Origin of the sequence: Psychrobacter sp. T6-5, assembly GCF_052258485.2 — a bacterium.
In the GTDB taxonomy this organism is placed as follows: Bacteria; Pseudomonadota; Gammaproteobacteria; order Pseudomonadales; family Moraxellaceae; genus Psychrobacter.
In genome coordinates, this window is sequence record NZ_JBQQEY020000001.1 from 3181819 (window position 1) to 3205788 (window position 23970).

At 43.7% G+C, this 23970-nt stretch carries 16 protein-coding genes; 8 read left to right on the forward strand and 8 right to left on the reverse strand.

The window, feature by feature from the left end; all coding sequences use genetic code 11:
- Positions 1–748 precede the first annotated feature (748 nt).
- Complete coding sequence (locus tag ACTXGK_RS28320; RefSeq protein ID WP_443514574.1) at positions 749–4963, forward strand: Rne/Rng family ribonuclease; 4215 nt, start codon at positions 749–751, stop codon at positions 4961–4963.
- A gap of 127 nt (positions 4964–5090) precedes the next feature.
- Here the strand turns inward: ACTXGK_RS28320 and ACTXGK_RS28325 are convergent, their stop codons facing one another.
- Positions 5091–6020, reverse strand: a complete 930-nt coding sequence (locus ACTXGK_RS28325) for a DUF808 domain-containing protein (protein ID WP_443514575.1) — start codon at positions 6018–6020, stop codon at positions 5091–5093.
- 406 nt (positions 6021–6426) lie between these two features.
- On the opposite strand from ACTXGK_RS28325, the gene ACTXGK_RS28330 reads away from it, so the two are divergent.
- The 5 genes from ACTXGK_RS28330 to ACTXGK_RS28350 all read left to right on the forward strand — a co-directional run bounded on the left by ACTXGK_RS28330 (position 6427) and on the right by ACTXGK_RS28350 (position 12417).
- The gene (locus ACTXGK_RS28330) at positions 6427–7281 is read left to right on the forward strand and encodes a DsbC family protein (RefSeq protein WP_443514576.1); all 855 of its coding nucleotides are present in this window, start codon (positions 6427–6429) and stop codon (positions 7279–7281) included.
- A 386-nt stretch (positions 7282–7667) separates the two neighbouring features.
- Positions 7668–9026 (forward strand): homoserine dehydrogenase, encoded by a 1359-nt coding sequence (locus ACTXGK_RS28335; RefSeq protein WP_443514577.1) that lies wholly within the window; start codon positions 7668–7670, stop codon positions 9024–9026.
- Between the two features lie 143 nt (positions 9027–9169).
- Complete coding sequence (locus tag ACTXGK_RS28340) at positions 9170–10351, forward strand: thiolase family protein (RefSeq protein ID WP_443514578.1); 1182 nt, start codon at positions 9170–9172, stop codon at positions 10349–10351.
- 408 nt (positions 10352–10759) lie between these two features.
- Positions 10760–11608, forward strand: a complete 849-nt coding sequence (locus ACTXGK_RS28345) for a DUF2382 domain-containing protein (protein WP_443514579.1) — start codon at positions 10760–10762, stop codon at positions 11606–11608.
- Positions 11609–11850: 242 nt separating this feature from the next.
- Complete coding sequence (locus tag ACTXGK_RS28350; RefSeq protein WP_201599009.1) at positions 11851–12417, forward strand: YsnF/AvaK domain-containing protein; 567 nt, start codon at positions 11851–11853, stop codon at positions 12415–12417.
- A gap of 105 nt (positions 12418–12522) precedes the next feature.
- Here ACTXGK_RS28350 and ACTXGK_RS28355 read toward each other — a convergent pair whose 3' ends face one another.
- Both ACTXGK_RS28355 and secA read right to left on the reverse strand, forming a co-directional pair.
- Positions 12523–13053 (reverse strand): hypothetical protein, encoded by a 531-nt coding sequence (locus tag ACTXGK_RS28355; RefSeq protein ID WP_443514580.1) that lies wholly within the window; start codon positions 13051–13053, stop codon positions 12523–12525.
- A 232-nt stretch (positions 13054–13285) separates the two neighbouring features.
- On the reverse strand, positions 13286–16078 hold the full coding sequence (gene secA, locus ACTXGK_RS28360) for a preprotein translocase subunit SecA (protein WP_443514581.1): 2793 nt from the start codon (positions 16076–16078) through the stop codon (positions 13286–13288).
- Between the two features lie 459 nt (positions 16079–16537).
- Between secA and mutS the strand changes: the two genes are divergently transcribed.
- Both mutS and fdxA read left to right on the forward strand, forming a co-directional pair.
- Positions 16538–19612, forward strand: coding sequence for a DNA mismatch repair protein MutS (mutS, locus tag ACTXGK_RS28365; protein WP_443514582.1), 3075 nt, complete (start codon positions 16538–16540; stop codon positions 19610–19612).
- Between the two features lie 97 nt (positions 19613–19709).
- On the forward strand, positions 19710–20033 hold the full coding sequence (gene fdxA, locus ACTXGK_RS28370) for a ferredoxin FdxA (RefSeq protein ID WP_057758216.1): 324 nt from the start codon (positions 19710–19712) through the stop codon (positions 20031–20033).
- Between the two features lie 90 nt (positions 20034–20123).
- Here fdxA and ACTXGK_RS28375 read toward each other — a convergent pair whose 3' ends face one another.
- From ACTXGK_RS28375 to ACTXGK_RS28395, 5 genes are all read right to left on the reverse strand, one after another.
- Positions 20124–20609: a pilin gene (locus ACTXGK_RS28375; RefSeq protein WP_443514583.1), complete on the reverse strand. Its 486-nt coding sequence runs from the start codon at positions 20607–20609 to the stop codon at positions 20124–20126.
- 84 nt (positions 20610–20693) lie between these two features.
- Complete coding sequence (locus ACTXGK_RS28380; RefSeq protein ID WP_443514584.1) at positions 20694–21893, reverse strand: serine hydrolase domain-containing protein; 1200 nt, start codon at positions 21891–21893, stop codon at positions 20694–20696.
- A gap of 91 nt (positions 21894–21984) precedes the next feature.
- A complete protein-coding gene (locus ACTXGK_RS28385) occupies positions 21985–22479 on the reverse strand; it encodes a pilin (protein ID WP_443514585.1) in 495 nt (164 codons plus the stop codon).
- Between the two features lie 397 nt (positions 22480–22876).
- Positions 22877–23317, reverse strand: a complete 441-nt coding sequence (locus tag ACTXGK_RS28390; RefSeq protein WP_443514586.1) for a type IV pilin protein — start codon at positions 23315–23317, stop codon at positions 22877–22879.
- Positions 23317–23970: a prepilin-type N-terminal cleavage/methylation domain-containing protein gene (locus ACTXGK_RS28395; protein ID WP_443514587.1), complete on the reverse strand. Its 654-nt coding sequence runs from the start codon at positions 23968–23970 to the stop codon at positions 23317–23319. The genes ACTXGK_RS28390 and ACTXGK_RS28395 overlap by 1 nt, the downstream gene beginning before the upstream one ends.

Sequence of the window (23970 nt, forward strand, 5' to 3'; positions counted from 1 at the left end):
GATGGTCTTTTATACCAGCATAGTTGAGCAAGTATGGGTCGTTTAGCGTTAGGATCGAAAAATAATTCGATAGCTGCCTGAGTATTGGTGGTCAAACAGATGACGATAAAGAGGTAAATACGATACCATGCTGACAAGCTGGTCCATTACTCTGTTTGCCAAGTACGCCCCGCTGATAACCAAAGCTGTGATACCTAACCTTGAGACACCCAAGATATTATTGACGATATATAAAGAACGATAAATAAAGAGTAACCAATCGCTTTGCCTGAATAGATAGCCGCTGACTGACGCTACGATATATAGTAGCAATCACGACCGCGATATTATTGTTAGACTTTGAAGGATGAATGGCTATCGCAATATGCCTTTTTAATATCAGTATTTTTTAGACCCGTAACTGACCGTCGCCCACGCTTACAACGTGCGCCAACATCACTACCAATAGAACGTACTGACATTAAGAGAGTTTTTATTCGCTGACATATTCATATATGTACCAAGTTTATTGATAATAGAATATAAGTATCATAGCCTTACACCCTATATTATTTATATTAATGTGAGCAGCGCTCATCACTTCAGGTAAAAAAGAAGCCATTGAAAAAGCCCACGTGCTTTACGAAACCCACGATTTACGTTCTACTGTTCACTGATATCTACAAATGCTAATGTCATATTAGCCACACTTGCCACTATCTTCTAAAGACTGTCTTATCGTTGTTATGCGTACTCATAGGATATAAATATGAAACGCATTTTGATCAACGCAACTCAAAACGAAGAAATTCGTGTCGCCTTATGTACAGGCAATCATCTATACGATTTCGACTTAGAAAATCGTACCCGCGAGCAAAAAAAATCTAACATTTATAAGGGCCATGTGACCCGTGTTGAGCCATCGCTTGAAGCGGTATTTGTCGAATACGGCTCTCAGCGCCAAGGTTTTTTGCCGATTCGTGAAATCTCTGCCGAATATCTAAGCGGTAACCCACGTGATGAAAACATCAAAAAACTGATTAAAGAAGGCGACGAGCTAATCGTCCAAGTAGAAAAAGAAGAGCGTGGTAATAAAGGCGCTGCCTTATCGACGTATGTCTCTTTGGCTGGTCGCTATCTGGTACTCATGCCAAATAATCCTCGTGGTGGCGGTATCTCACGCCAAATCTCAGGCAAGCTGCGCGAAGATATGAAACGTATGCTGAGCAATCTTGATTTGCCAAAAGGCATGAGCGTTATCATTCGTACGGCGGGTATTGGCAAAACGCAAGAAGACTTACAGCATGATCTTAACCATTTGCTCAATATCTGGCAGGCCATCCAAGAACAAAACCAAAAATACCCGTCACCACGCCTCGTCCATCAAGAAGCAGGTGTCGTTACACGTGCTGTCCGTGACTATCTGCGTGATGATATTGCTGAGATTTGGATTGATAACGAAAACGCTTATATCGAAGCGGCAGGCTTTATTGATGCAGTGATGCCAAAACAAGCCGAAAAGCTACGCAAATATACCGATTATGAGCCGATGTTCTCTCGTTTCAATATCGAAAAACAAATCGAAACGGCCTATCAGCGCGAAGTGCGTCTGCCATCAGGTGGCTCAATCGTCATCGACCAAACAGAAGCCTTGGTCTCTATCGATATCAACTCTGCTAAGTCGACCAAAGGTTCAGACGTCGCTGAGACCGCTTACCATACCAACCTAGAAGCGGCTGATGAGATTGCTCGTCAACTTCGTCTACGTGATATGGGCGGTTTGATCGTTATTGACTTCATTGACATGAATGACAATAAGCATCAAAAGGAAGTAGAAAAGCGTCTAATCGATGCGACCAAATACGATCGTGCTCGCGTCCAGTTTGGTGATATTTCTAAATTTGGTCTGATGGAAATGAGCCGTCAGCGTCTACGCCCGTCCCTAGAAGAGTCAACAGGCTATATCTGCCCGCGTTGCCATGGTAACGGTATGATTCGCGACCTGCGTTCATTGTCGCTATCTATCATGCGTCAAATTGAACAAATTGCGCTCAAAGAACGCCAAGGTGAAGTACAGGCAGAAGTCCCAACCGACATCGCAGCATTTTTACTAAATGAGAAACGCGATAGCTTGGTTTATCTTGAGCAAGACAGTGGCACGCGTATCACGATTTTGCCGCACGCCCATTTAGAGTCACCGAACTTTAAGCTGCACTTTAACCGCGATGGCTTTGCCCCATCGAGCTACGAGCGTATCACTGATACCCAGCAACAAGAGCACAGTGACCTTGGCTACAATGTCGACTGGCAAACGGCTGAAAAAGAGCGCCCTGAGCAGCAGCCTACTCGCCAGCCTCGTAAGCCATCAAATGATAACAACAAGCAGAGCGCAGCCACGCAGAACGATACCGTAAATCATAGCAATGATCGTCGTAATCATAAAAATGCTAATGACGCTGCGCCAGCACGCGCACCACAAGCCAGTCAACCTCAAAACGTTGCAGCACCAGTCGTAGCGCAGACTCAAAATATTGAAGCCACTGCTCAACCAAAAGCAGTCGCTTGGTTATCAAATCTGTTTGCTCAAGCGCCGCAAGCCACTACCACACCTAGTGTCAGTAGTCGCGATGCCGCTGAAGCGATCGAGGCCTTGGTAAATACTGGCGCACAAAGCTTAGGCTCATTTGGCCAAGTTGATAGCAATGCATTGAATAGTGCCGCTTCAAATAGTGAGCGGCCAAATCAACAAAACAATAGTCAGAAAAACGACAGCCAACAGTCAGATAACAACGCTAATCGTCAACAGGCGCGTCGTAATGATAGCGATACTGATGACAGCAATAATGAAGACAGAAGAAGACGTAAACCACGTAAGTCAAGAAACTCAAAGCCGCGTCAAAGAAAAGAGGCGACTGATGAGACGACTAACAATGCCAATAGCAGCACGGACAACAGCGCTGATGAGAAATCGTCTGACACGCAAGGCCAACAACAGCAAGACAAGCGTCAACAGGAAAACAGACGCACGAACGATCGCAATCGTAATAACCGTCAAGACAGCAGCAATCGTCAAGACAATAACCAAAAAGCAAATGATCGTAATGACGCAGACAACGAAACTGGCCAAAAAGCTGACGAGCAAGTCCGCGCTAAGCGTAAATCGCATAGCCAACGTGGCTCACGCGGAAAGCTAGAGCGCGGTGAAACGCTAACGGCTGACGATGTTAAGCAAAACAAGCAGCAAAATGGTAAAAATAACGACGACGCCAATGGTAAAAACCAATCTAGCACACGTCGTAGTCAGGACCCTAACGAAGTCGTGCTACAAGTCAATGAAGCACCGACCAAGCTCAAGGCGTCAGAAGTTGTGCACTTATCTTTAGATGATAGCAAGTCCTCGCCTGCTAAGCCTCAATCTAGCGATAAGCAACGCTCAACAAATGGCACGGCAAAGAACGAGAGCACAAAAGATCACGCTGCTCAGCAAACTGCCAACAAGCCTAGTGACAGTGAGAAAAATACTGACCAGAAAGGTGACAATAAAAAGGGTACGGTAGAGACGTCTAAAAATCAGACTCAAGACAATCAAGAGGCGACTACTAACGCTAAGGTGCAAAACAATGCACCTGACCGTAAGCAGAGCACTGACGATAAAAATCAGTCAGAACAAGCGCAACCAGCCTCTTCTAGCGACCAACCAACCTCTGCTGGCGACACAGACAGCCAGTCAATTAGCCCAAAAACGGCTGATGCAGAGCAGGCCAAAGCCAAGCCCGAGCATCAGAAAACTGAGACCACTGATATTGGTACCACTGATAATGTCAGCAAGGCTGAAGAAGCTAAAAAAGTTCCAGCTAATGACAGTGGTGCGAATGATAAAGGTATGAGTAACTCAGCACTTGAGCTAACACATGAATCACTGTTTGGCGAACGTTACGTGACTGCTGAGAAATTTGGTCAAGCTAGCAACGACCCACGCGTGGTACGTGCTCAGCAAGCAAAAGTAACGAAAACAACACCTCAAGTCGAAGCTACTATTGTAAGTACAGCAGCGATACGTGGTACCGTTGGTGAGTTTATTCGTACTACGCTGCCAGACGCGCAAACTCGCTTAGCAGAAAATGGCGTTATCAGCTGCTTTATCGAGACAATTGCCTTGTATAACGAGCAAGCGCAATCTTCTGATAATAGCACCAACGTCGAGAGCGCTGTTGATGACAATCATAGCAACGATATGGTCAATCAGAGTTTTGACTTTAGCAACTATGGCTACCAGCCATTAGCAGCAGATTACTTGGCACGCTTCGCAGCGATGACGCAAGCTGTCAGTCAATTTGCAGCAGCTCAAGGCAAAACAGCCGTTGAACCACGAGCTATTGGCAAACGTGCCAACAATGATCCACGCGGTCAGCATCCTGACTACCAAGAGCCAGCTGTGTTGAGTGTTCCTACAGAGCAGACTTCGAGCAATGAAGCATCGTTAGTAAACACTAAGCAAAACAATAGCGAAGTGGATGCACATAACCTTGAAGCGACAGCACTGGCGAATCAAGCGCAGACAGACCATGTCAGCTCTGATAGCGAAAAACTGCTAGAAGTCGAGCAAGCGCAATCAGCTGCTAACAGTGCAGAAGCTCAAGCCGGTGAAGGACGAGAAACCAATACGACGGAAGCTGATGCAACGCAGGCGGATGTAGAAAAGTCTGATGCAGAAGAGGCTGAGCAAACAACCGAATCTAAAGTAGAAGAATCTACTAAAGAAACGGGCAAAGATGACAGTCAGGCAGCTAAGTCTAAGACCACCATCGCCAGCTATAAAAATATGATCGAAAATGTGGCTGAGCAATTGCTGCCACAGACAGGCATGTTTAATCTGACGACGCCAAAGGTTCCAAAGGCACGCAGTCGCAAGCCTAAAACGGATCATAAAAAACCGACCCAAGCTGAGAAGCTTGCGTCTGATGATACCGATAGCGAAAGCTAATATATAGAAGCAGAAATATAAAAGCCCCAAAGCTACTAATAGCTTTGGGGCTTTTTGTTTTGGTAGGACAAAGCTTAATTATTCATTTAGAAAAAAGTTTGATAGTAAGATAAAAACATAGGCCAGCTTAATGAGCAGAAGAAGCCTTATCATCTTTGCCGCGAACTTTATCAATAGTGGTAAGCAATGCCACAACTGCCGCACCGATAATAAAACCAATAATACCATTTAATACGGTAGTTGTTACCCCTTCAAAAATACCAGTGAGATGCGCGATATCTTCTACGCCATGATGCAAAAAGCCAATACCATGTACTAAGATACCACCACCCACTAAGAACATGGCCAACGTACCCGCAATAGATAAGAACTTCATGAGCTTTGGCGCAGCAGCAAACATCACCTTACCTACTTTTTGCTTGAACGTGCTTTCTTGCTCCATCAAATGTAGGCCTGCATCATCAATTTTGACGATACCAGCGACCAAACCATAAATCCCAATCGTAATACCAATTGCTAAAATAGACAGCACTAAACTGCGTTCTAGCAAAGTAGCACTTGCCGTTGCGCCTAGTGCAATCACGATAATCTCAGCTGATAAGATAAAATCTGTACGTATCGCACCTTTGATCTTTTCTTTTTCAAATGCCACTAAATCGATTGTTTCATCCGCATTGGCTTTTCGGCGGGCATTTTGTTCTTCGTCATGTGGCAATGCATGTGGCCAAAATCGATGTATAACTTTTTCTGCCCCTTCATAAACTAGGAACAGACCGCCACACATTAATAAAAACGTGACAAGCGGTGGATAAATCGCACTAATCAATAACGCTGCTGGCACCAAAATGAGCTTATTGATCAGTGAGCCCTTGGCTACTGCCCAGACAACGGGAAGTTCGCGATTGGCTTTGACACCAGTAACTTGTTCAGCGTTCAGGGCCAAATCATCGCCTAACACGCCAGCGGTTTTTTTGGCAGCGACTTTGGTCATGACGGAGACGTCATCCAATATCACACTGATATCATCAAGTAAGGTTAATAAACTGGCACCTGCCATGTGTGCTCCTTAAAGCAAATTTGTTGAAGTAAGTCGTGCTGAAATCATTAAAACAAAGTATTTTATTAAAACTCTTATAAAAACAATGCTGTTAGCAGTAGATTACAAGGGCACGCCTATATATTACATAGTACAAATGTATCTTATTTTTTGAATTTGTGTTGTCAGCTATTCTTAAAAGTTGGGATTATTTGCATTTATTAGACGATGCATTTGAGCTGTTATTATTCATAAATATGGTAATATAGCGACTTTACCGCTTATCTTTATTATCAATAATTTATAAAAACTTCTGTAAAATTAAACCTTTAAAACACTACTCAGACACCTTACTATATATTGTAATCCACAACGCTTTGTATATAACGAACTCATGTCTAGGCGCGATGCCTATAGGAAAATCCATATGCTGTCATCCATTAGCAAAAATACCACGACGAATAATTTTTTCTCTCGTACTACCCTATCTCGTTTTGTGATGAGTGCCTTGCTAGTAGGTATTGCTGCTGGCTGCTCAAACAATGCAGCGGATGCAACCAGTAACACCAGTGTTGTCAACGCGGCGCAGACCAAGGATGCGCCAGCCAAAGTGTCAGCTGATAGTGACTCTGCAGTGGTTAGTGCATTACAAGCAAACCTAAAGGCCTCTGGTATCGACGAAACCATCGTCTCAGCGGTACCAACAGATATGGATGGTATTTATTGGGTGACTGCTGAAGGGCTCCCCTCTTTCTTTACCGATAAGTCGGGTAAGCATATTATCCAAGGACAGATAGTTGCCGTTGGCGGTGCTGCGCCAGTGGATATCAGTGCTGCTTTGGCGGCCAGTACCGCGCAAGAAGCGTTAAAAGCAGTCGATAAAAAAGAGATGATTATTTATCCAGCAAAAGGTGAGACCAAAGCGGTCGTCTACGCCTTTACTGACGCCGACTGTGGCTACTGCCGTAAACTGCATGAAGAGATGGATGACATCAATGCGCGCGGTATCGAAGTGCGATATCTAGCATGGCCACGCAGTCAAGAGTCTGTGCCAAAAATGGAAGCGATTTGGTGTAGTCAGGATCGTAACGCAGCGATGGATCAAGCAAAAATGGGTGCCAATGTGCAAGCACCTAGCTGTGCCACCCCTGTGCAAGCGCATATGGCCCTAGGGTCAAGACTGGGTGTGCGTGGTACTCCTGCCATCTTTACTGAAGCAGGCGAGCAAGTAGGTGGCTACTTACCTGCAGCACAGTTGGCGCAAGCTGTCGGTGCAAACTAATACTTAATTCTAAGATGTGATATTTTTGACGTATTCCAATATCTATTATTTATATGAATGGATTTAAATGTAAGACAGCGCCACTTGAGCAATACCTTAGTATGCCAAGTACAGATGAGCACGATAGTTATTCTATAATCTATACCCTATATAACCTTATCGACATTGTGTAGACGTCACAACTGCTTGTCGGTATGATACGATAAAGCGCGATGCAAAATTAGCAATACCCTTTTATCTGAGCATTTTTTATTCAACTATAATGAAGTATGTATGCAAAGTAGCACTAGAAAATGCCTATAGACTGCCGGTGTCATGCCGCAGACTCATTTGATATTGCCCCAGCGTTATGCCCGCTTCATTATATTTAACCTCTTGAGGATACTGTGAGCAATTCCATCAAACTAGCGATACTTGGTTTAGGCACCGTCGGAACAGGTGTGATCAACCTAATCAATGACAATTTAGATGAGCTAAAACGCCGTAGTGGACGCGATATTATCATTACCGAAGTGGGTACGCGCCGTCAGCGTGATGATATTGATACCAGCATCATGCAAAACAGTGACTTGATGGCAATTGCGGCAAGCGACAATGTCGATATCGTTATCGAAGTGATTGGTGGTACGACCTTAGCTAAAGACGTCATCATGCAGGCTATCAAAAACGGTAAGCATGTCGTAACTGCAAATAAAGCGCTATTGGCTGAACACGGCAATGAGATTTTTGCATTCGCTGAAGAGAATAATGTCCATGTTGCTTATGAAGCAGCGGTGGCAGGCGGTATCCCAATCATCAAGGTGATGCGTGAAGCACTTGCTGCCAATAAAATTGATTGGCTCGCAGGTATCATTAACGGTACTGGCAACTTTATCATGACCGAAATGCGTGACAAAGGTCGCCCATTTGCCGATGTACTAGAAGAGGCGCAAGAGCTGGGTTATGCAGAAGCAGATCCAACTTTTGATGTGGAAGGCATTGATGCGGCGCACAAACTAGCCTTGCTTGCCTCTATTGCATTTGGTATCCCGCTACAGCTTGACAAAGTCTACTGTGAAGGCATCACTGGTATCACACTACAAGATGTCAACTACGCTGAAGAGCTTGGCTATCGTATCAAACATTTAGGATTTGCGGTACGCCGTGATGGTCAAGGCAACAGTGATGACGCTGGCGTTGAGTTGCGTGTACATCCAACGCTTATTCCACAAGACGCGTTGCTTGCCAATGTCAACGGCGTAAAAAACGCGGTACTGGTCAACTCACATCCGCTTGGGCAAACGCTCTACTGCGGTGATGGCGCTGGTGCTGGTGCTACTGCTTCGGCAGTGATGGCCGACGTCATGGATCTCGTCCGTGTATTAGGTAGCAAAAGTGGCGACGAGCAAAACAGCAGCGAGCAAAGCAATCATGGGCATCATGTACCACACTTAGCATTTATCCCTGAGCAACTCTCAGACACGCCGATATTACGTGCTGAGCAGATGATTACTGGTTACTACTTACGTGTACATGCTTATGATAGCCCAGGTGTTTTAGCGGACATCACTCGCATCCTAAGCGATGCAGGTATCAATATCGATGCCATTCTACAGAAACCTGCGCATAAAGTTGGTCAAGTACCCGTCATTATCTTAACCCTACCTGTGGTTGAGAGTCAGATGAATCTCGCTATCGAAAAAATTGAAAAATTAGACACCATTACTGATAAAGTAGTACGCATTCGCTTAGATGAGCTGGCTTAAAACATAATTTTAGCAAGCCACGTTTGTCACCCCCTTTATCAGTGAGCTAGGCAAATGCTAACCGATAAAGGGTAATGGCGAACCAGCCCTTGCCTCTCTGTGAGGCACTTTCATTTAAAATACGTAAATAAGGAATAATAACGATGTCAAATGATGCAATTGTAATCTTAAACGGCGCACGTACACCAATGGGCGGCTTCCAAGGCGTACTCAAAGACATGAGTGCTAGCGATTTGGGCGCTGCTGCAATCAAAGCCGCTGTCGAACGCTCAGGCGTTAGTGTCGATAATATTGATGAAGTAATCATGGGTTGTATCTTGACTGCAGGTTTGGGTCAAGGCCCTGCCCGTCAAGCCATGCGTAAAGCTGGATTGTCTGACGCGACTGGCGCTGTCACCATCAACAAGCTATGCGGCTCAGGTCTAAAAGCCGTCATGCAAGCACATGATGGTATCAAAGCTGGTAGCTTCAATGTTGCTGTGGCTGGTGGTATGGAGTCAATGACCAATGCACCGTATCTGATGCCAGGGTCGCGTGGTGGCTACCGTATGGGTCACAAAGAAGTCAAAGATCATATGTTCTTAGATGGTCTAGAAGATGCTGAGACTGGTAAGCTCATGGGCATGTTCGCTCAAGAAATGGCGGATGAAAAAGGCTATACACGTGAGAAGATGGATGAATTTGCCATCGAATCACTCAATCGTGCGCTAACCGCTATCAAAGATAATCACTTCAAAGATGAAATTGAGCCTGTAACGTTTGAAACTCGTAAAGGCGAGCAAACGGTCGATACTGATGAGCAACCAGGCCTAGCGAATGCTGATCGTATCCCAAGCTTACGCCCAGCATTTGCAAAAGACGGTACAATCACTGCAGCCAATGCCAGCTCAATCTCAGACGGTGCTGCTGCCGTCGTCGTCATGAAAGAGTCACAAGCAAAGGCTGAAGGTCTAGATTATCAAGCTCGCATCGTTGCCACTGCTTCGAACTCTCGTCACCCAAGTGAATTCACCATCGCTCCGATCGGTGCTATCGAAAAAGTACTAGCAAATGCTGGCTGGTCAGTCGCTAATGTAGATCTATGGGAAATTAACGAAGCCTTTGCGATGGTCACTATGGCTGCTATGGATGAGCTAAACATCGACCACGCCAAAGTTAACGTTGAAGGTGGCGCTTGTGCGCTTGGTCATCCAGTAGGCTGTTCAGGTGCGCGAATCTTAGTGACGCTCATTAATTCTCTCAAGCGTACCGGCGGCAAAAAAGGCGTTGCGACACTTTGTATTGGTGGCGGCGAAGCAGTTGCCGTTGCTATTGAGCTTCCTTAATTATCAATTATTTTTAAAACAGTAGTTTTAGAGACAATTTGCAGTTTAATTTTTTATCACTCATTATTTTTTAAAACCGCAGCGCGAATGGTGCTGCGGTTTTTTGTTTATCGTCTGCTCGTCTTTATCTATCGTCTTCTTCTGTAAAAAGATGTTCACTTTACACCCCCTCTATGTTGTGGACTTTACACCCTATTACACGCAATTACTGCAAGCTCACATTTTGCTACCTTGAGCATGTATCTCATCGAAAATCATGGTGTTACGATGAATACAAGTTGGGATAGTAAGTAAGAAAAATTGACACGTCGCTATCAACATGATATTTAGATGGATTTTCCAAAGTCTATTTAATGATAAGTAAAAGAAAATAAACAACTAATAAATTATAGAAAAGGAATTAAAATAATGAGTCAACTAATTCGTTTAAAAGATATTCAAGCCACTCACCGTGACCTAATCGGTGATGACTATTACGATCCAACAGACAAAACTGCTTACGGTGTGAACGAAGAAAAGATCGGTAAAATCGAAGGTGCACTAGTAGAAGATACCACTGGCCGTATTCGTTACTTAATCGTCGATGCAGGCGGCTGGTTTAGCTCAAAAGAAGTATTAGTACCAGCGGGCCTTGCTCGTATCGTTGGTGATGATGTATTCTTCGATAGCTTGACCAAGTCACAGGTAGAAGCCATGGAAGTATATGACCATGATTACCAGTACAGCTATAAAGAGCAATATGAGAAAGACCGTCAAGCATTTACTGCTGACACCTTGCCAGCTGAAGAGCGCGTAGATATTGCAGATCATTCTTATGATGCACCAAATACACTAGAGCTTTTAGAAGAGCGCTTAACTGTCAATAAAGACCGTATCGTTGCAGGTCTTGTAAAAGTTGGTAAGCACGTTGTCACTGAAGAGCGCAATGTCGATGTCGAGCTAGAAGAAGAACATGCTGATATCCAGCGTACCAGCGTTGATCGTCCAACAGATCGTCGCATTGGTGATATGGATGTCAACGATACAGTTGAAGTTGAACTAGAAGCAGAACGTGCTCGCGTCGGTAAAGATACTTATGTCTCTGAAGAAGTGAATGTTGGCAAAACAACAGAACGTCATACTGAAACTATCGTTGAGACTATTCAGCGCGAAGAGCTAGACGTTGACAACGATGGTAATGTAGTCGACCGTGAAGGCAACTTAGTAAACCGTGATGACATCACCGCTGAAGACGTACGCCGTGCTCGTGGTATGTAATATACTGATACTTTGCATCTTTTAATGACATTGTAATGTCATCATGAGATGTGATAGTAATAGGCAGCTAAGCATTTTGGTTTAGCAGATTAAGACCAGAGCATGTCTCTGGTCTTTTTTGTATCGATAATATGGGGATGTGAGTTATTATAGTAATGATTAATGATAGTAATAAGTTCAATGTCACTCGTTAATACTTCTTCTTGCCCGATTCATCATTTTATAATTATAAGGAAATAAAAATGACTACTGACCATACAGAAAACTTATACCAAGACGATTTGGAAAACCAAAAAAGTACACTAACTGATGAAAACTCCAATGTCGTCAATGTTGGACATTTGGAACTATTAGAAGAACGACCTGTCATCAATAAAGAGCGCCTAGACGTTGGTAAAGTGACTGTCACCAAGCACGCCCGCACCAAAACTATCGACGTCCCTATTGAATTAGTAGAAGAGTACATCACGATTCGTACTGAATACCATGATGCAGAGAGTCAAGATTTGCTGTCTGGCCATTACGACGAAAAAGACATATTACGTCATGTTGAGCCCTCACTTGATAGTAAAGCTGTGGTGACCGTCAATGGTAAACAAATAGAGATTGGTGATGATCCGATTGAAATCGTCTTATCACGCCAAGTGGCGACTATTACCAAAGACACCTATGCCATCCAAGAAATTGAGGTCAATAAGAGCACCCATATCCATACCGATAGTATCTCAGTAGAGCTTAAGCATGAAGAGTTAGATGTGACTGAAGAAGGGTATTTGGCGCATGAGACTAATACTACTCAACCAAAATAGATGAAATACTGGTGCTTTAATCACCAGCATAAATAAATCACTGACAAAAAAAAGCAACGCCAAACCAGCGTTGCTTTTTTTATATGGTACATAGTAGTCAAACTTTTATACTTTATTACATTCAAAAGTATTCACGGTTGACTCATCCGCACCCGCCGTACGCATGACGCCAGTTTCGCGTTCTTCATGCGCCACACGCCACTGAGTAAAACCTTGACCACCATCCATTGCGGTTGCGACTTCAAACACTTCTGGATTACTGCCTTCATTGGTCTGATTTAATGTCACTGTACCCATATCAGTCGCGACGACGACTTGGTTAGCGTCTTCTTTATAAGTTGCTTCAACTTTTAGCTCAGGTGAACACAGATATGATACCTGCGTCACACCGCTGTTTACCGACGCGACCGTATCACCCTCTACTTCATTAAGTGAGGCATCTTCAGTATTTACAACAACATCACTTGGCTCAGCAGGCTCAGCTGACATTGGTACAGATTCTTCAGCAGTGACACCATCTTCCATACTTGACTCTGGTTCTGATTGTTGCTGACAGGCACTGATCGTTAATGCACCAGCGAGCAACCCCGTCAATGCGACTGAGGTACGCAATTTTTTTAATAATTCTAAACTCATAACGCTCTCCCAAATAGATATGCTAAACACTATAGCGTGTCCATAAATTCACGCCTATGCTGAATTTGTAAGCAATCAATACAAAGTGTTCATCTGCTATAGAACGGTAAATTATAGAACAAGCAGCATTTATAAGATATAAAAAAGCCCCTATCTGGTTGAGATAAGGGCTTATTATTTGGCAGTCTACAGACTCTAACCATAATTGTTAATGATTAAAAGACAAGAGTGATTAGATTTTGCCGTGACACTGTTTGTACTTGAGCCCTGAACCACAAGGACAAGGGGCGTTACGACTGATATTCATACCAGCATACGGGTTTGGCTCATTGGCATTGCTACCACTGGCTGCCATAGCAACGCCAGCTGCTGCCGTACCACTAAGACTGCGGTTTTGTGGTTGCGGCTGAGCGGCTGCACTGTTTACGTTACTATCCAAATTGTCTACGTCATCATGTTCAAACTGCATTTGCATATGCGCAGCATTCTCACGTTGCTGAGCTTCCAACGCTTCTAGCTCTTCTTTGGTTGGGATATGAACACGTGATAAATCTTGTACGGTTTCAGATTTGATGGCGCCTAGCATCATTTGGAACAATTCAAACGATTCACGCTTGTATTCTTGCTCAGGGTTTTTCTGCGCATAGCCGCGTAGATGAATACCCTTACGTAGCTGATCCATCTGTGTCAAATGCTCTTTCCAGTGCTTGTCTAGACTCTGTAGCATAAAGTGACGCTCAAGCTGGGCGGCGTCTTGCTCACCCATCTGCTCACGGCGGCTATGATAACGGTCTATGGCTGTTTGGATAATTTTAGCACGCAGCCCTTCTTCATCTAGACGGCGGTCTTCATCTAGCCAATCGTTGATCGGCATTGAAATTTTGAACTCGTCTTCAAGCTCATCTTCTAATCCGTCAATGTTCCACTGATCATCGATAGAGCCAGGTGGAATGAACTGGTTGATCATTGCGTTATACACTTCATGATGCATCACTTCAATGGCTTCTAATAAGTCCATTTCGGCAAGCAAATCATCACGCTGACCATAGATAACTTTACGCTGCTCATTGGCAACGTCATCGTATTTCAACAGGTTCTTACGCGCATCAAAATCGCGGCTCTCTACTTTACCTTGCGCGTTTTCGATCGATTTTGAGACCATTTTATGCTCGATGGCTTCATCTTCTTTGAGACCCATTGCACGCATCATATTGACGACGCGATCGCCTGCGAAGATACGCATCAAATCATCTTCGAGCGATAAGAAAAAGCGTGACATCCCAGGATCACCCTGACGACCAGCACGACCACGTAACTGGTTATCGATACGGCGTGATTCATGACGCTCAGAGCCAATGATATGTAGACCGCCAGCCGCAACAACTTGGTCATGCTTCACTTGCCACTGAGACTTTAGGCGCTGCATCTCCTCAGCACTGACGCCATCAATATCTTCAATAAATGACTGCCAGTTACCACCAAGAATAATATCCGTACCACGACCTGCCATGTTGGTCGCGATAGTCACTGATTTTGGGCTACCAGCCTGTGCGATAATCTCAGCTTCACGCTCATGCTGCTTGGCGTTTAGAACGTTATGCTTCACGCCTTCTTGATCGAGCAAATAAGACAACTCTTCACTGGCTTCAATCGTCGCCGTACCGACCAATACTGGCGCACCTTTGGCTTGAATCTCTTTAATCTCGCGAATGATGCCTTTGTATTTGCCTAACTTGGTTAAGAAAATCTGATCATCCATATCGATACGAGCAATCGGCTCATGCGTTGGAATGACGATGACATCTAGATCATAAGTAGATTTGAACTCGGCTGCTTCAGTATCAGCAGTACCCGTCATGCCAGACAGTTTGTCATAAAGACGGAAGTAGTTCTGGAATGTGGTGGTTGCAAGCGTTTGGTTTTCTGCTTGGATTTCAACATTTTCTTTGGCTTCTACTGCTTGATGCAGACCTTCTGACCAGCGACGACCAGGCATGGTACGGCCCGTGTTTTCATCAACGATGACCACTTCGCCTTCATCGACGATATAGTGAACGTTTTTGACAAATACATGATGCGCACGAATGGCGGCTTGAACGTGAGCCAACAACGGTAGACGACTTGGGCTATATAAACTTTCGTTTGCGCCCAGCTCGCCCACTTCGATTAAGAAGCGCTCAATTTTTTCGTAACCTTTTTCACTGATTTCAATCTGGCGATTTTTTTCATCAATCCAGAAATCTTCTTCTTCATTATTCTTGTTTGCTTCTTCATCTTTTGAACGAATCAGCACAGGAATAATCGTATTAATCAGCGCGTACATGCGTGATGAGTCTTCGGCTTGTCCCGAAATGATAAGCGGCGTACGAGCTTCATCAATCAAGATTGAGTCAATTTCATCGATAATACAGAAATTCAGCGGACGCTGTTTTTTCTCTTTTAGACTAAAGACCATGTTGTCACGCAGATAGTCAAAACCGTACTCATTGTTGGTACCATAAGTGATATCTGCTTGATACGCTGCGATTTTTTCTAATGGCGGCTGCTGTGAGTAAATAACGCCAACTGTCATACCTAAAAAGCCAAACAACGGACGGTTCAACTCCGCATCACGGGCAGCTAGATAGTCGTTGACCGTGACCAAATGAACGCCTTTACCACTGATGGCATTGAGGTACATGGCCAAGGTTCCCATTAGGGTTTTACCTTCACCTGTTTTCATCTCAGCGATTTTGCCTTCATGCAAGGTGATACCACCGATCAGCTGCACATCATAGTGGCGCATACCATTGACACGCAATGAGGCCTCGCGGCAGACGGCAAATGCCTCTGGTAATAGCGCATCTAAGCTTTCGCCTTTTTGATGACGCGCCTTAAACTCTTCGGTTTTTTGTTGTAGTTGCTCATCAGACAGGGCTTGTATTTCAGCCTCTCGTGCGTTGATCTTGCTGACCACTTTACGCATGCGTTTTAGTTCGCGGTCATTTTTGGTGCCAACCACACTGCCTACAATCTTTGATAACATAATTTTTTGACCTATGGAATATTCGATAATTAGTGCGCATTAGCCAAAGCTTAGCTCGCTGCCTTGTCATTACCCGACTAAGTACTACCTAATTTAGTATCGCCCAATTAAGTGTGCCGTCATTATATATGGTTATGGCGCTGATGGATACAAGGGCAGCGAGTAGATATTTGCCAAGGCAAAAGCCGAGCAAGACGTGTTAAAATAGCGCTTACTCTATTAAATTTCTTAGCTTTTTTAGCGCCTGCATGTGATTGCTATGAGTTAACTGTCATGTGACGCTGTCGATATAATCTAGCCTAAACCTAATAGCTATGTCCTTCTTCGGTACGTACCAGTCGCATTTGTTATATCAACTCTATCGTACCAAAACAATCTATAAAACGGTCGCTAATCCGAAACCAGCTGCCGCAAATGCTATTTAATAAAAACCTATCGAAACACAATAAGAGACTCTGCATGACTGTAAAGCCGTCCGTCCAAAATCATTCATCTATTTCTACTCAATCAGATAATGCCTTATCAAAACAAAATACATCTGACTGTTTAAGCATCGGCGATACCGTCTATAACTTAGCGGATCATACGCCAATGATGGTGCAATATCTAACCATGAAAGCCAACTATCCACAAGCATTGCTGCTATACCGGATGGGTGACTTTTATGAGCTGTTCTTTGATGATGCTAAGCGGGCGGCGCAAATATTAGATATTACTCTGACGCGTCGTGGTACGGATAAAGCAGGCAACACGATAGCGATGGCGGGCGTACCTTTTCATGCAGCCGATAGCTATATGGCACGCCTCATCGCGGCTGGGCAAACGGTCGTCGTCTGTGAACAAATTGACGAGTCGACAAATACCAATGCTGGCAGTGCTAATAATAAGTCTAACGTCCCTGCAATGGGCGACAAGCAAAAAAAAGACAAAAGTAAATCGGCAGCTGGTAGCATTATGCGCCGTGAAGTGGTCAAAACGCTGACGGCAGGTACTATTACCGATGATGCATTAATCGCACCTAATCATACGCCAACTGTCGTTGCCATCGATATTGCTCATTTAAAAACGCAAGATAATAGCCAGACGTTACAAGCAGCTGTTAGCCAAATGGATCTAGCTGCAGGCACATTGACCACCCAGACGCTAATAGCAGATAAAAACGATATAGATGGGTTGCAAACTCAAATGCTGACGGTACTTGCACGTTTTGCGCCTAGTGAATGTATCATTAGCGAAGCACTCAGCGATAACATTGATGGCACTGATGCAGAGTGGATGCTGTGGTTACGGCAACATCTGGACTGCCCCATCATAGAAGTCGCTGCCAATGACTTTCATCGTGAGCACGCCAGTGACACGCTTTGTCAGCAGTTTGAGGTAAAACGTCTTGATGGTTTGGGCATTGCAGATAACCTGCTGGCGCAAACTAGCTGTGCTGCGCTTATTCATTATGCACGGCAAACTCAGCAGCGCCATGTGCCACAAGTCAATCAGCTGATCGTTGAATACAGTGACGATTATTTGATTATCGATGCCAATAGTCAGCAAAACCTTGAGTTATTTAGTCCAGTCAGTAGTAGCGGTACTTCCCTAATATCCGTACTGAATCATTGTCAGACTCCGATGGGCAAGCGACTGCTCGTACAGCAAATGAAGCGTCCACTGCGTCAGCATGCGCGCATCAATATGCGTCTAGACGCGATAACGTCCCTATTGAATGCGGATGGTAATTCGAATCAAAATTCAGAAAATAGCTCACTGGTTACACGTTTACGCGATACGCTAAACACCATTGGCGATATTGAGCGAATCAGCAGCCGTATTGGGCTGATGAGTGCCAAACCTCGTGATTTACGCAAGCTTGCCGATGGTATCGCTAGCAGCGCCCATTTGACTACTTTATTGACAGCGTCAGGTATCAGCCATGAAGACGCTGGATTATTGCCGATGTTGATGCAGCAATTGCCCGCTCAACTACCTGCTGTTCAATCTGTCGCCGAGTTAATCGAGCGCGCTATTGTCATTGAGCCACCTGCACATATCCGTGATGGTGGTATGTTGGCAGCGGGCTATGATGACGAGTTCGACCGCCTCACTCATCTCCATGACAACATTCAAGTGACATTGGACGAAATGGTAGAGCGAGCGCGTCAAGATAACCAACTCCCTAGTCTAAAAGTCGGCTTTAATAAAGTCAGTGGCTTTTACTTTGAATTGCCCAAGATGCAAGCAAAAAATGCTCCTGCTCACTTTATTCGTCGGCAAACGCTCAAGAGTAGTGAGCGTTTTATTACTGATGAATTAAAAGAAGTCGAGACAGAATATCTGAGTGCGCAATCTTTGGCATTGGCTCGCGAGAAAACGCTGTACCAAGCGCTGCTCAACCAACTAAACGAGAACTTGGCTGAGCTACAACAGCTGAGTGCTGCGATTGCTCAAATAGATGTCCTCAGCAATTGGGCGCAGCTTGCGACAATTTATCATTGGCAACGCCCAGTTATGGGAGGAGGTTCAGAAAATCAAAATAAATCTATAGCTAAAAATCAGACCCATATTGATATCCGCCAAGGTCGTCATGTCGTGGTCGAAGCGGCGTTAAATCAAGCGAACGCGAACAATCGGAACGGTGCTGCATCAAGTACAAACCATTTTGTCGCGAACGACTGTGTGCTGGGTAGTGCCAATGCTGATGAAGGACATCCTGAAAGATTACTCCTCATCACTGGCCCTAATATGGGTGGTAAGTCTACCTATATGCGTCAAACGGCGCTGATTGTTTTGCTCGCTCATTGCGGCAGCTTTGTGCCCGCTGAGCATGCACATATTGGTGATATAGATCGTATATTTACCCGTATCGGCTCAGCGGATGATTTGGCTGGTGGCAAATCTACCTTTATGGTTGAGATGATAGAGACGGCCAATATTTTAAACCAAGCAACGAACAAATCACTGGTATTAATGGACGAGGTCGGACGCGGCACCGCCACCACTGATGGTTTGGCAATCGCTCACGCCTGTGTCAACCGTCTAGTCGAGATTGGTTGCCTGACGTTATTTGCCACTCATTATTTTGAGCTGACGCAATTGGGACAGAGAAGTGACGATATTCGTAACGTCCACGTCGCCGCCAGTGAAATTGATGGTCAGTTACTGCTACTACATCAGATCTGTGAGGGCGCAGCAAGTTCTAGTTTTGGATTGCATGTTGCCAAAATGGCGGGTATCCCCACTCAAGTATTAAATGATGCCAAACGTTACTTAATAGACAATCTAAAAGCAGAAAGTGAAGAAGCTATTGATGATAAAAATGACTTAGCTAAGTCAGTAACGGATAAACAGCGAGAGTCTAATAATGATGTTGTTCTAGAACCACAAAGTAGTTACGCGATACAATCACCAAATATAGTGGATAATCTAAAGCAAAATCAGTTATTTAGCATAGAGGACGAATTGAGCGCCATTGATCCTGATAGCCTGACCCCTAAACAAGCGCATGATTTAATCTATCATTTGAAGAAAATCATTGGTCATTAAAGGGAATTGTCAAATCGTAGTAAAGGCGCTAAAATACGCTTTATTTTCGACTATTCTATTTAGCCAAAAGCCAAATCAATAACAGGTAGACATTACTATGACCTTTGTCGTTACAGATAACTGCATTCTTTGCAAATACACCGACTGTGTAGAAGTCTGTCCTGTGGACTGCTTTTATGAAGGCCCAAACTTCCTTGTCATCGATCCTGATGAGTGTATCGACTGCGCACTATGTGAGCCTGAATGTCCGGCCAATGCGATCTTCTCAGAAGATGAAGTACCCAAAGGACAAGAGATGTTCACGCAGCTCAATGAAGAGCTGGCACAAAAATGGCCTAACATTACAGAGATGAAAGGACAAATGCCAGAAGCTGAAAAGTGGGATGGCGTGGAAGGTAAGATTCAGTATTTAGAGAAGTAGATAAACTTTTTAAAATCAACTCGATATATTTATATTGAGATAATAAAAAACCACTTAACGGCGATATGCGGTTAGGTGGTTTTTTATTAGCTATAAATTAGCATCATAAGCACACGATTGGGGTAAATAAAGAGCCTCTATATTACTGCGACAACTCCATGACCCGTTACTTTTGCGTAGCCACTCTATCTTTTTACCCGATAGTTTTGGATTCACTTGATTAGATACAATGGCAGTAATACTAGTCGTCAATGTCAGTGGATTACTCAGTTGTGCTACACCCGTATTACTGGGTAAGACAACATCTACCTGCGAGCCACCAACTGTCAAGTTGGAAGCCGAAGCTCGTGGATCACACTCGTTAGCACCTAATCCAATAATTGTTCTACCTGTCTGTATACATTCTTCTACTGTTAGTCTTAACTGACCTAGCTCATTAATCACTCTGGTAGCTTGCGTTTTACATACATAGATTTGATACTGTGGAATGGCAATCGCTGCTAAAATTCCAACAATAGCGATAACAAACATCATCTCGATTAAAGTAAAGCCAGTCTGAGAACGATATGCAGTCATTTTTAGCAAACTCTAAAATAATGTATTTCCACCAAGCATAATCTATGCCATAACAATCTTTAATTAGACTCAAACCTTTCTAACTCACTCATTTTTCGCCAGCTGATCGTATATTATCATCTTCACTTTATTATTACCTATTATGCCATTATCTGGCGTGCCATTACTAAGTAATGCTATTACGCTACCACGCTTATCTATAGCGACCAAAGATGATAGTCCTAATAGACTACCGTCTCGATAATATACCATTGGCGCGTCTAACTTTGGCTGATAAGGTATCATCGCATATCCGTAGCACTCTGCTATTTTCGTAAAATCGCACTGTTCTTTTTTGTCTATAGATAATATGTTTGGTGATGGCTTAGCAGCCATTCCATGTACTTGCTGAGCAAGTTCAACAGCATTCCCAGATAATCCTGCTGCTGAGGCCAGACCTTTATAATCAAATGCTGTATAAATATTGGCAACGCCAGTAATGCCAGTTTCGACGTGGTTATAAAATACTTCATCATCCATCGCTACATTTGATATAAAATGCAAATCAGTATCTACAAAATGGTACTGCTGCTCGATAATTTCTGCATAAGACCTATCTCCATTTAGCCTGCTGATCACCTCACCCAGTAGACAATACCCTAGATTAGAGTAACTGGTTTTGCTGTCTGGGGTAAATCCAAGTGTAATCTCATTAAGTGCCTGTAAATGATTGGGACAAATATCCTTGCCAATACCAAACATATCCTGCCCAAAAACGCTATAGCGATCAAATCCTGCTCGGTGCGATAATAACTGGCGAATGGTGATGTCGTTAATGCGTGTATCTTTTGGATTATTGATATCCGTTATGATATCGGCGAGCTTAGTGTCTAATGATAGGTTACCATCTCTAACCAAAGATAGAATGGCATCTGCCGTCCATAGTTTGGTTACACTGGCATAGCGAAAACGCGTGTACTCAGTGACATTATCTGATATCAATGGATACTGTCCCACGTAGCCATTTTCGCAGTGATAGAGTTTACCAGTTGGGTCGATATAGGCAATTTGATTGGTAGGGGCGTTATTACTCTTAGTTTGATATCGCAGTATATTAGTAAGCCACGTGGGGCTATTATCACTACAGGTTATTTGACGGGCAGACAGTTCGGCGCGAATGGGGTAGGATTTCACCCAAAGTTTAGCGCGGGCGAGTGAGTTGACATAATAATAGCCCAATATCGATACGATACATAATAGACTGATAGTAATCAAAACGTCACTTTTTTTGATGTTTTTAAACATAAGTGTTCAATAAAATAGGTTTTAAGGCATAAAAAAAGAGACTATAACAGTCTCTTTCTCTTTACTTAATGAATCTAATTAACGATTACTACTATACTGGCGCATCGTCTGATTTTTCTTCATTTTGTTTATCTTTATCACTTCCAGCAACAGGACATCCACTAGGAGCATATTTTGCATCGACAGTAGTAGAACATGTCCATGCCCCATTACCAGTACGTTTCCACGTCAAATTTTTACCTGTAATAGCAGTGGCAGCACTGTCACCGAATGTAGCTGATAAAGTACTGTCTTCTCCCTGACCACCGAAAGTAGCCGTTAAACCTGTCTGTAGAGACGTTCCGTCCCCTTCCGCACCTAACAGATTACTTCCTGTCCAACCAAACTGGCAATCACCAGCTGCTTTGCCTTCATTTAAACAAGTTTCTGCGGCGGTACGCATTGAGCCTACTTCACTCATCACACGTGATACTTGTGATTTAGCAATATAGTTCTGATACTGAGGAATAGCGATCGCAGCTAGGATACCGATAATAGCAACGACGATCATTAGTTCGATTAAGGTAAAACCTTTTTGAGTGTTCATAGACTTGTCCTTTTGGATAATATGGCAATAGAATTATTATCTAGTTGCCAGCTATAAATATAATGTTTCTCTTGTTATATCTGTTGCAGATACTGTGCCAACTTTTTATTATTAAACGCTAAAAACATTTATTTTTTCTAAAAAACATTGCTCTTTATGTTAAAAGTGACAGTTTTGATACCTCTATACTTTAATACTATTGGCAATCACTAACAAATATTTGATATAGTAGATTCACTTGCTTTATTACTCCTACTTACAATTTAGTATTGCTATTTAGTTACTAAAAATTGTCAGTCATCGTCCTTTAGATGTTTTTCTGTAATTTGTCTGACAATTTTTGTCAGTTCATATCAAATATAGGTACTATTTGAATGAAAAATTGATAGGCAACCCTTTACTTCCATTCATCTCCCGTACCACAAACACTGCCACGGCATTTGATCCCTTGATAATTCAAGGTAAGATCACCGTCACCCGCCATTTGCATCCCAGTTTTCGGTTCAGATTTTATTTCCCATTTTCTCGTTAGCGTAGTTGGTGTGAATGTGACGTCATATAATGCTGGACCTTGTCTAGGATAATCGCCGCCCAGACCTGTTAGCAACGCGTTAGAATAACTACCCTGAGCCAATTTACGACTTTCTATTTGCGCTGCTATATTGTGCATCTCACTCATCATATCGGTGCGTTTGGTCTTGATGACATATTGCTGGTAGCTCGGATAAGCGATTGCAGCAAGCACACCGATGATGGCGACGACGATCATTAGCTCGATAAGAGTGAAGCCTTGCTGTTTTTTGGATATATTGACTGATCTATCAGAGTCAATGCGCATTACCACGTCTCCTGTCCAGTGCCGCAAGTTATAGCGGCAATAGTAACGGTGGTCGTATTTTGACAACGTGTGCCTGTATTGGTTAGCAGCATATAATGGGCGCCTTTAGTGATACCAGTGCTATTGGGCGTAGCCAGCATTTTCCAGCTACGACCTATTGCTGTATTTATAGCCGTTGTTGAAGGCGGGGTGACTAATGAGCTACTGGTTGTGATTGTGGTTCCTTCGTCATCCGTTGATGTCGTGACGGCACCATCGATGAGAGTAATCTTATAGCGATAATTGCTAGCGTTACTACCATTCGGCACGTAAATAGTTTGATTGGTTGGCGGATCGTCATAAGCATAAGTAGAAGTGGTCGTGCCACTCACTGTCGTTAGCTTTTGCGGTGCAAATCCTTTATAAGTGAGCGCTGATGATCGCCAGCGCTCAAGCTCAACCTGCAGTTGTAGCATTTTGGCTTGAGCCTCGCGCTCAGCGTTCATCACTACATAGCGGCGATAGCTGGGAATAGCAATGGCCGCCAATATGCCGATGATAATGACAATAATCATCAGCTCTATGAGCGTAAAGCCTTGATTGTAGCGGGCATGACACAAACTCTGTCCACGGCTTTGCCTTTTTACTTGGCTGCTTTTACCCATTAGTGGCAT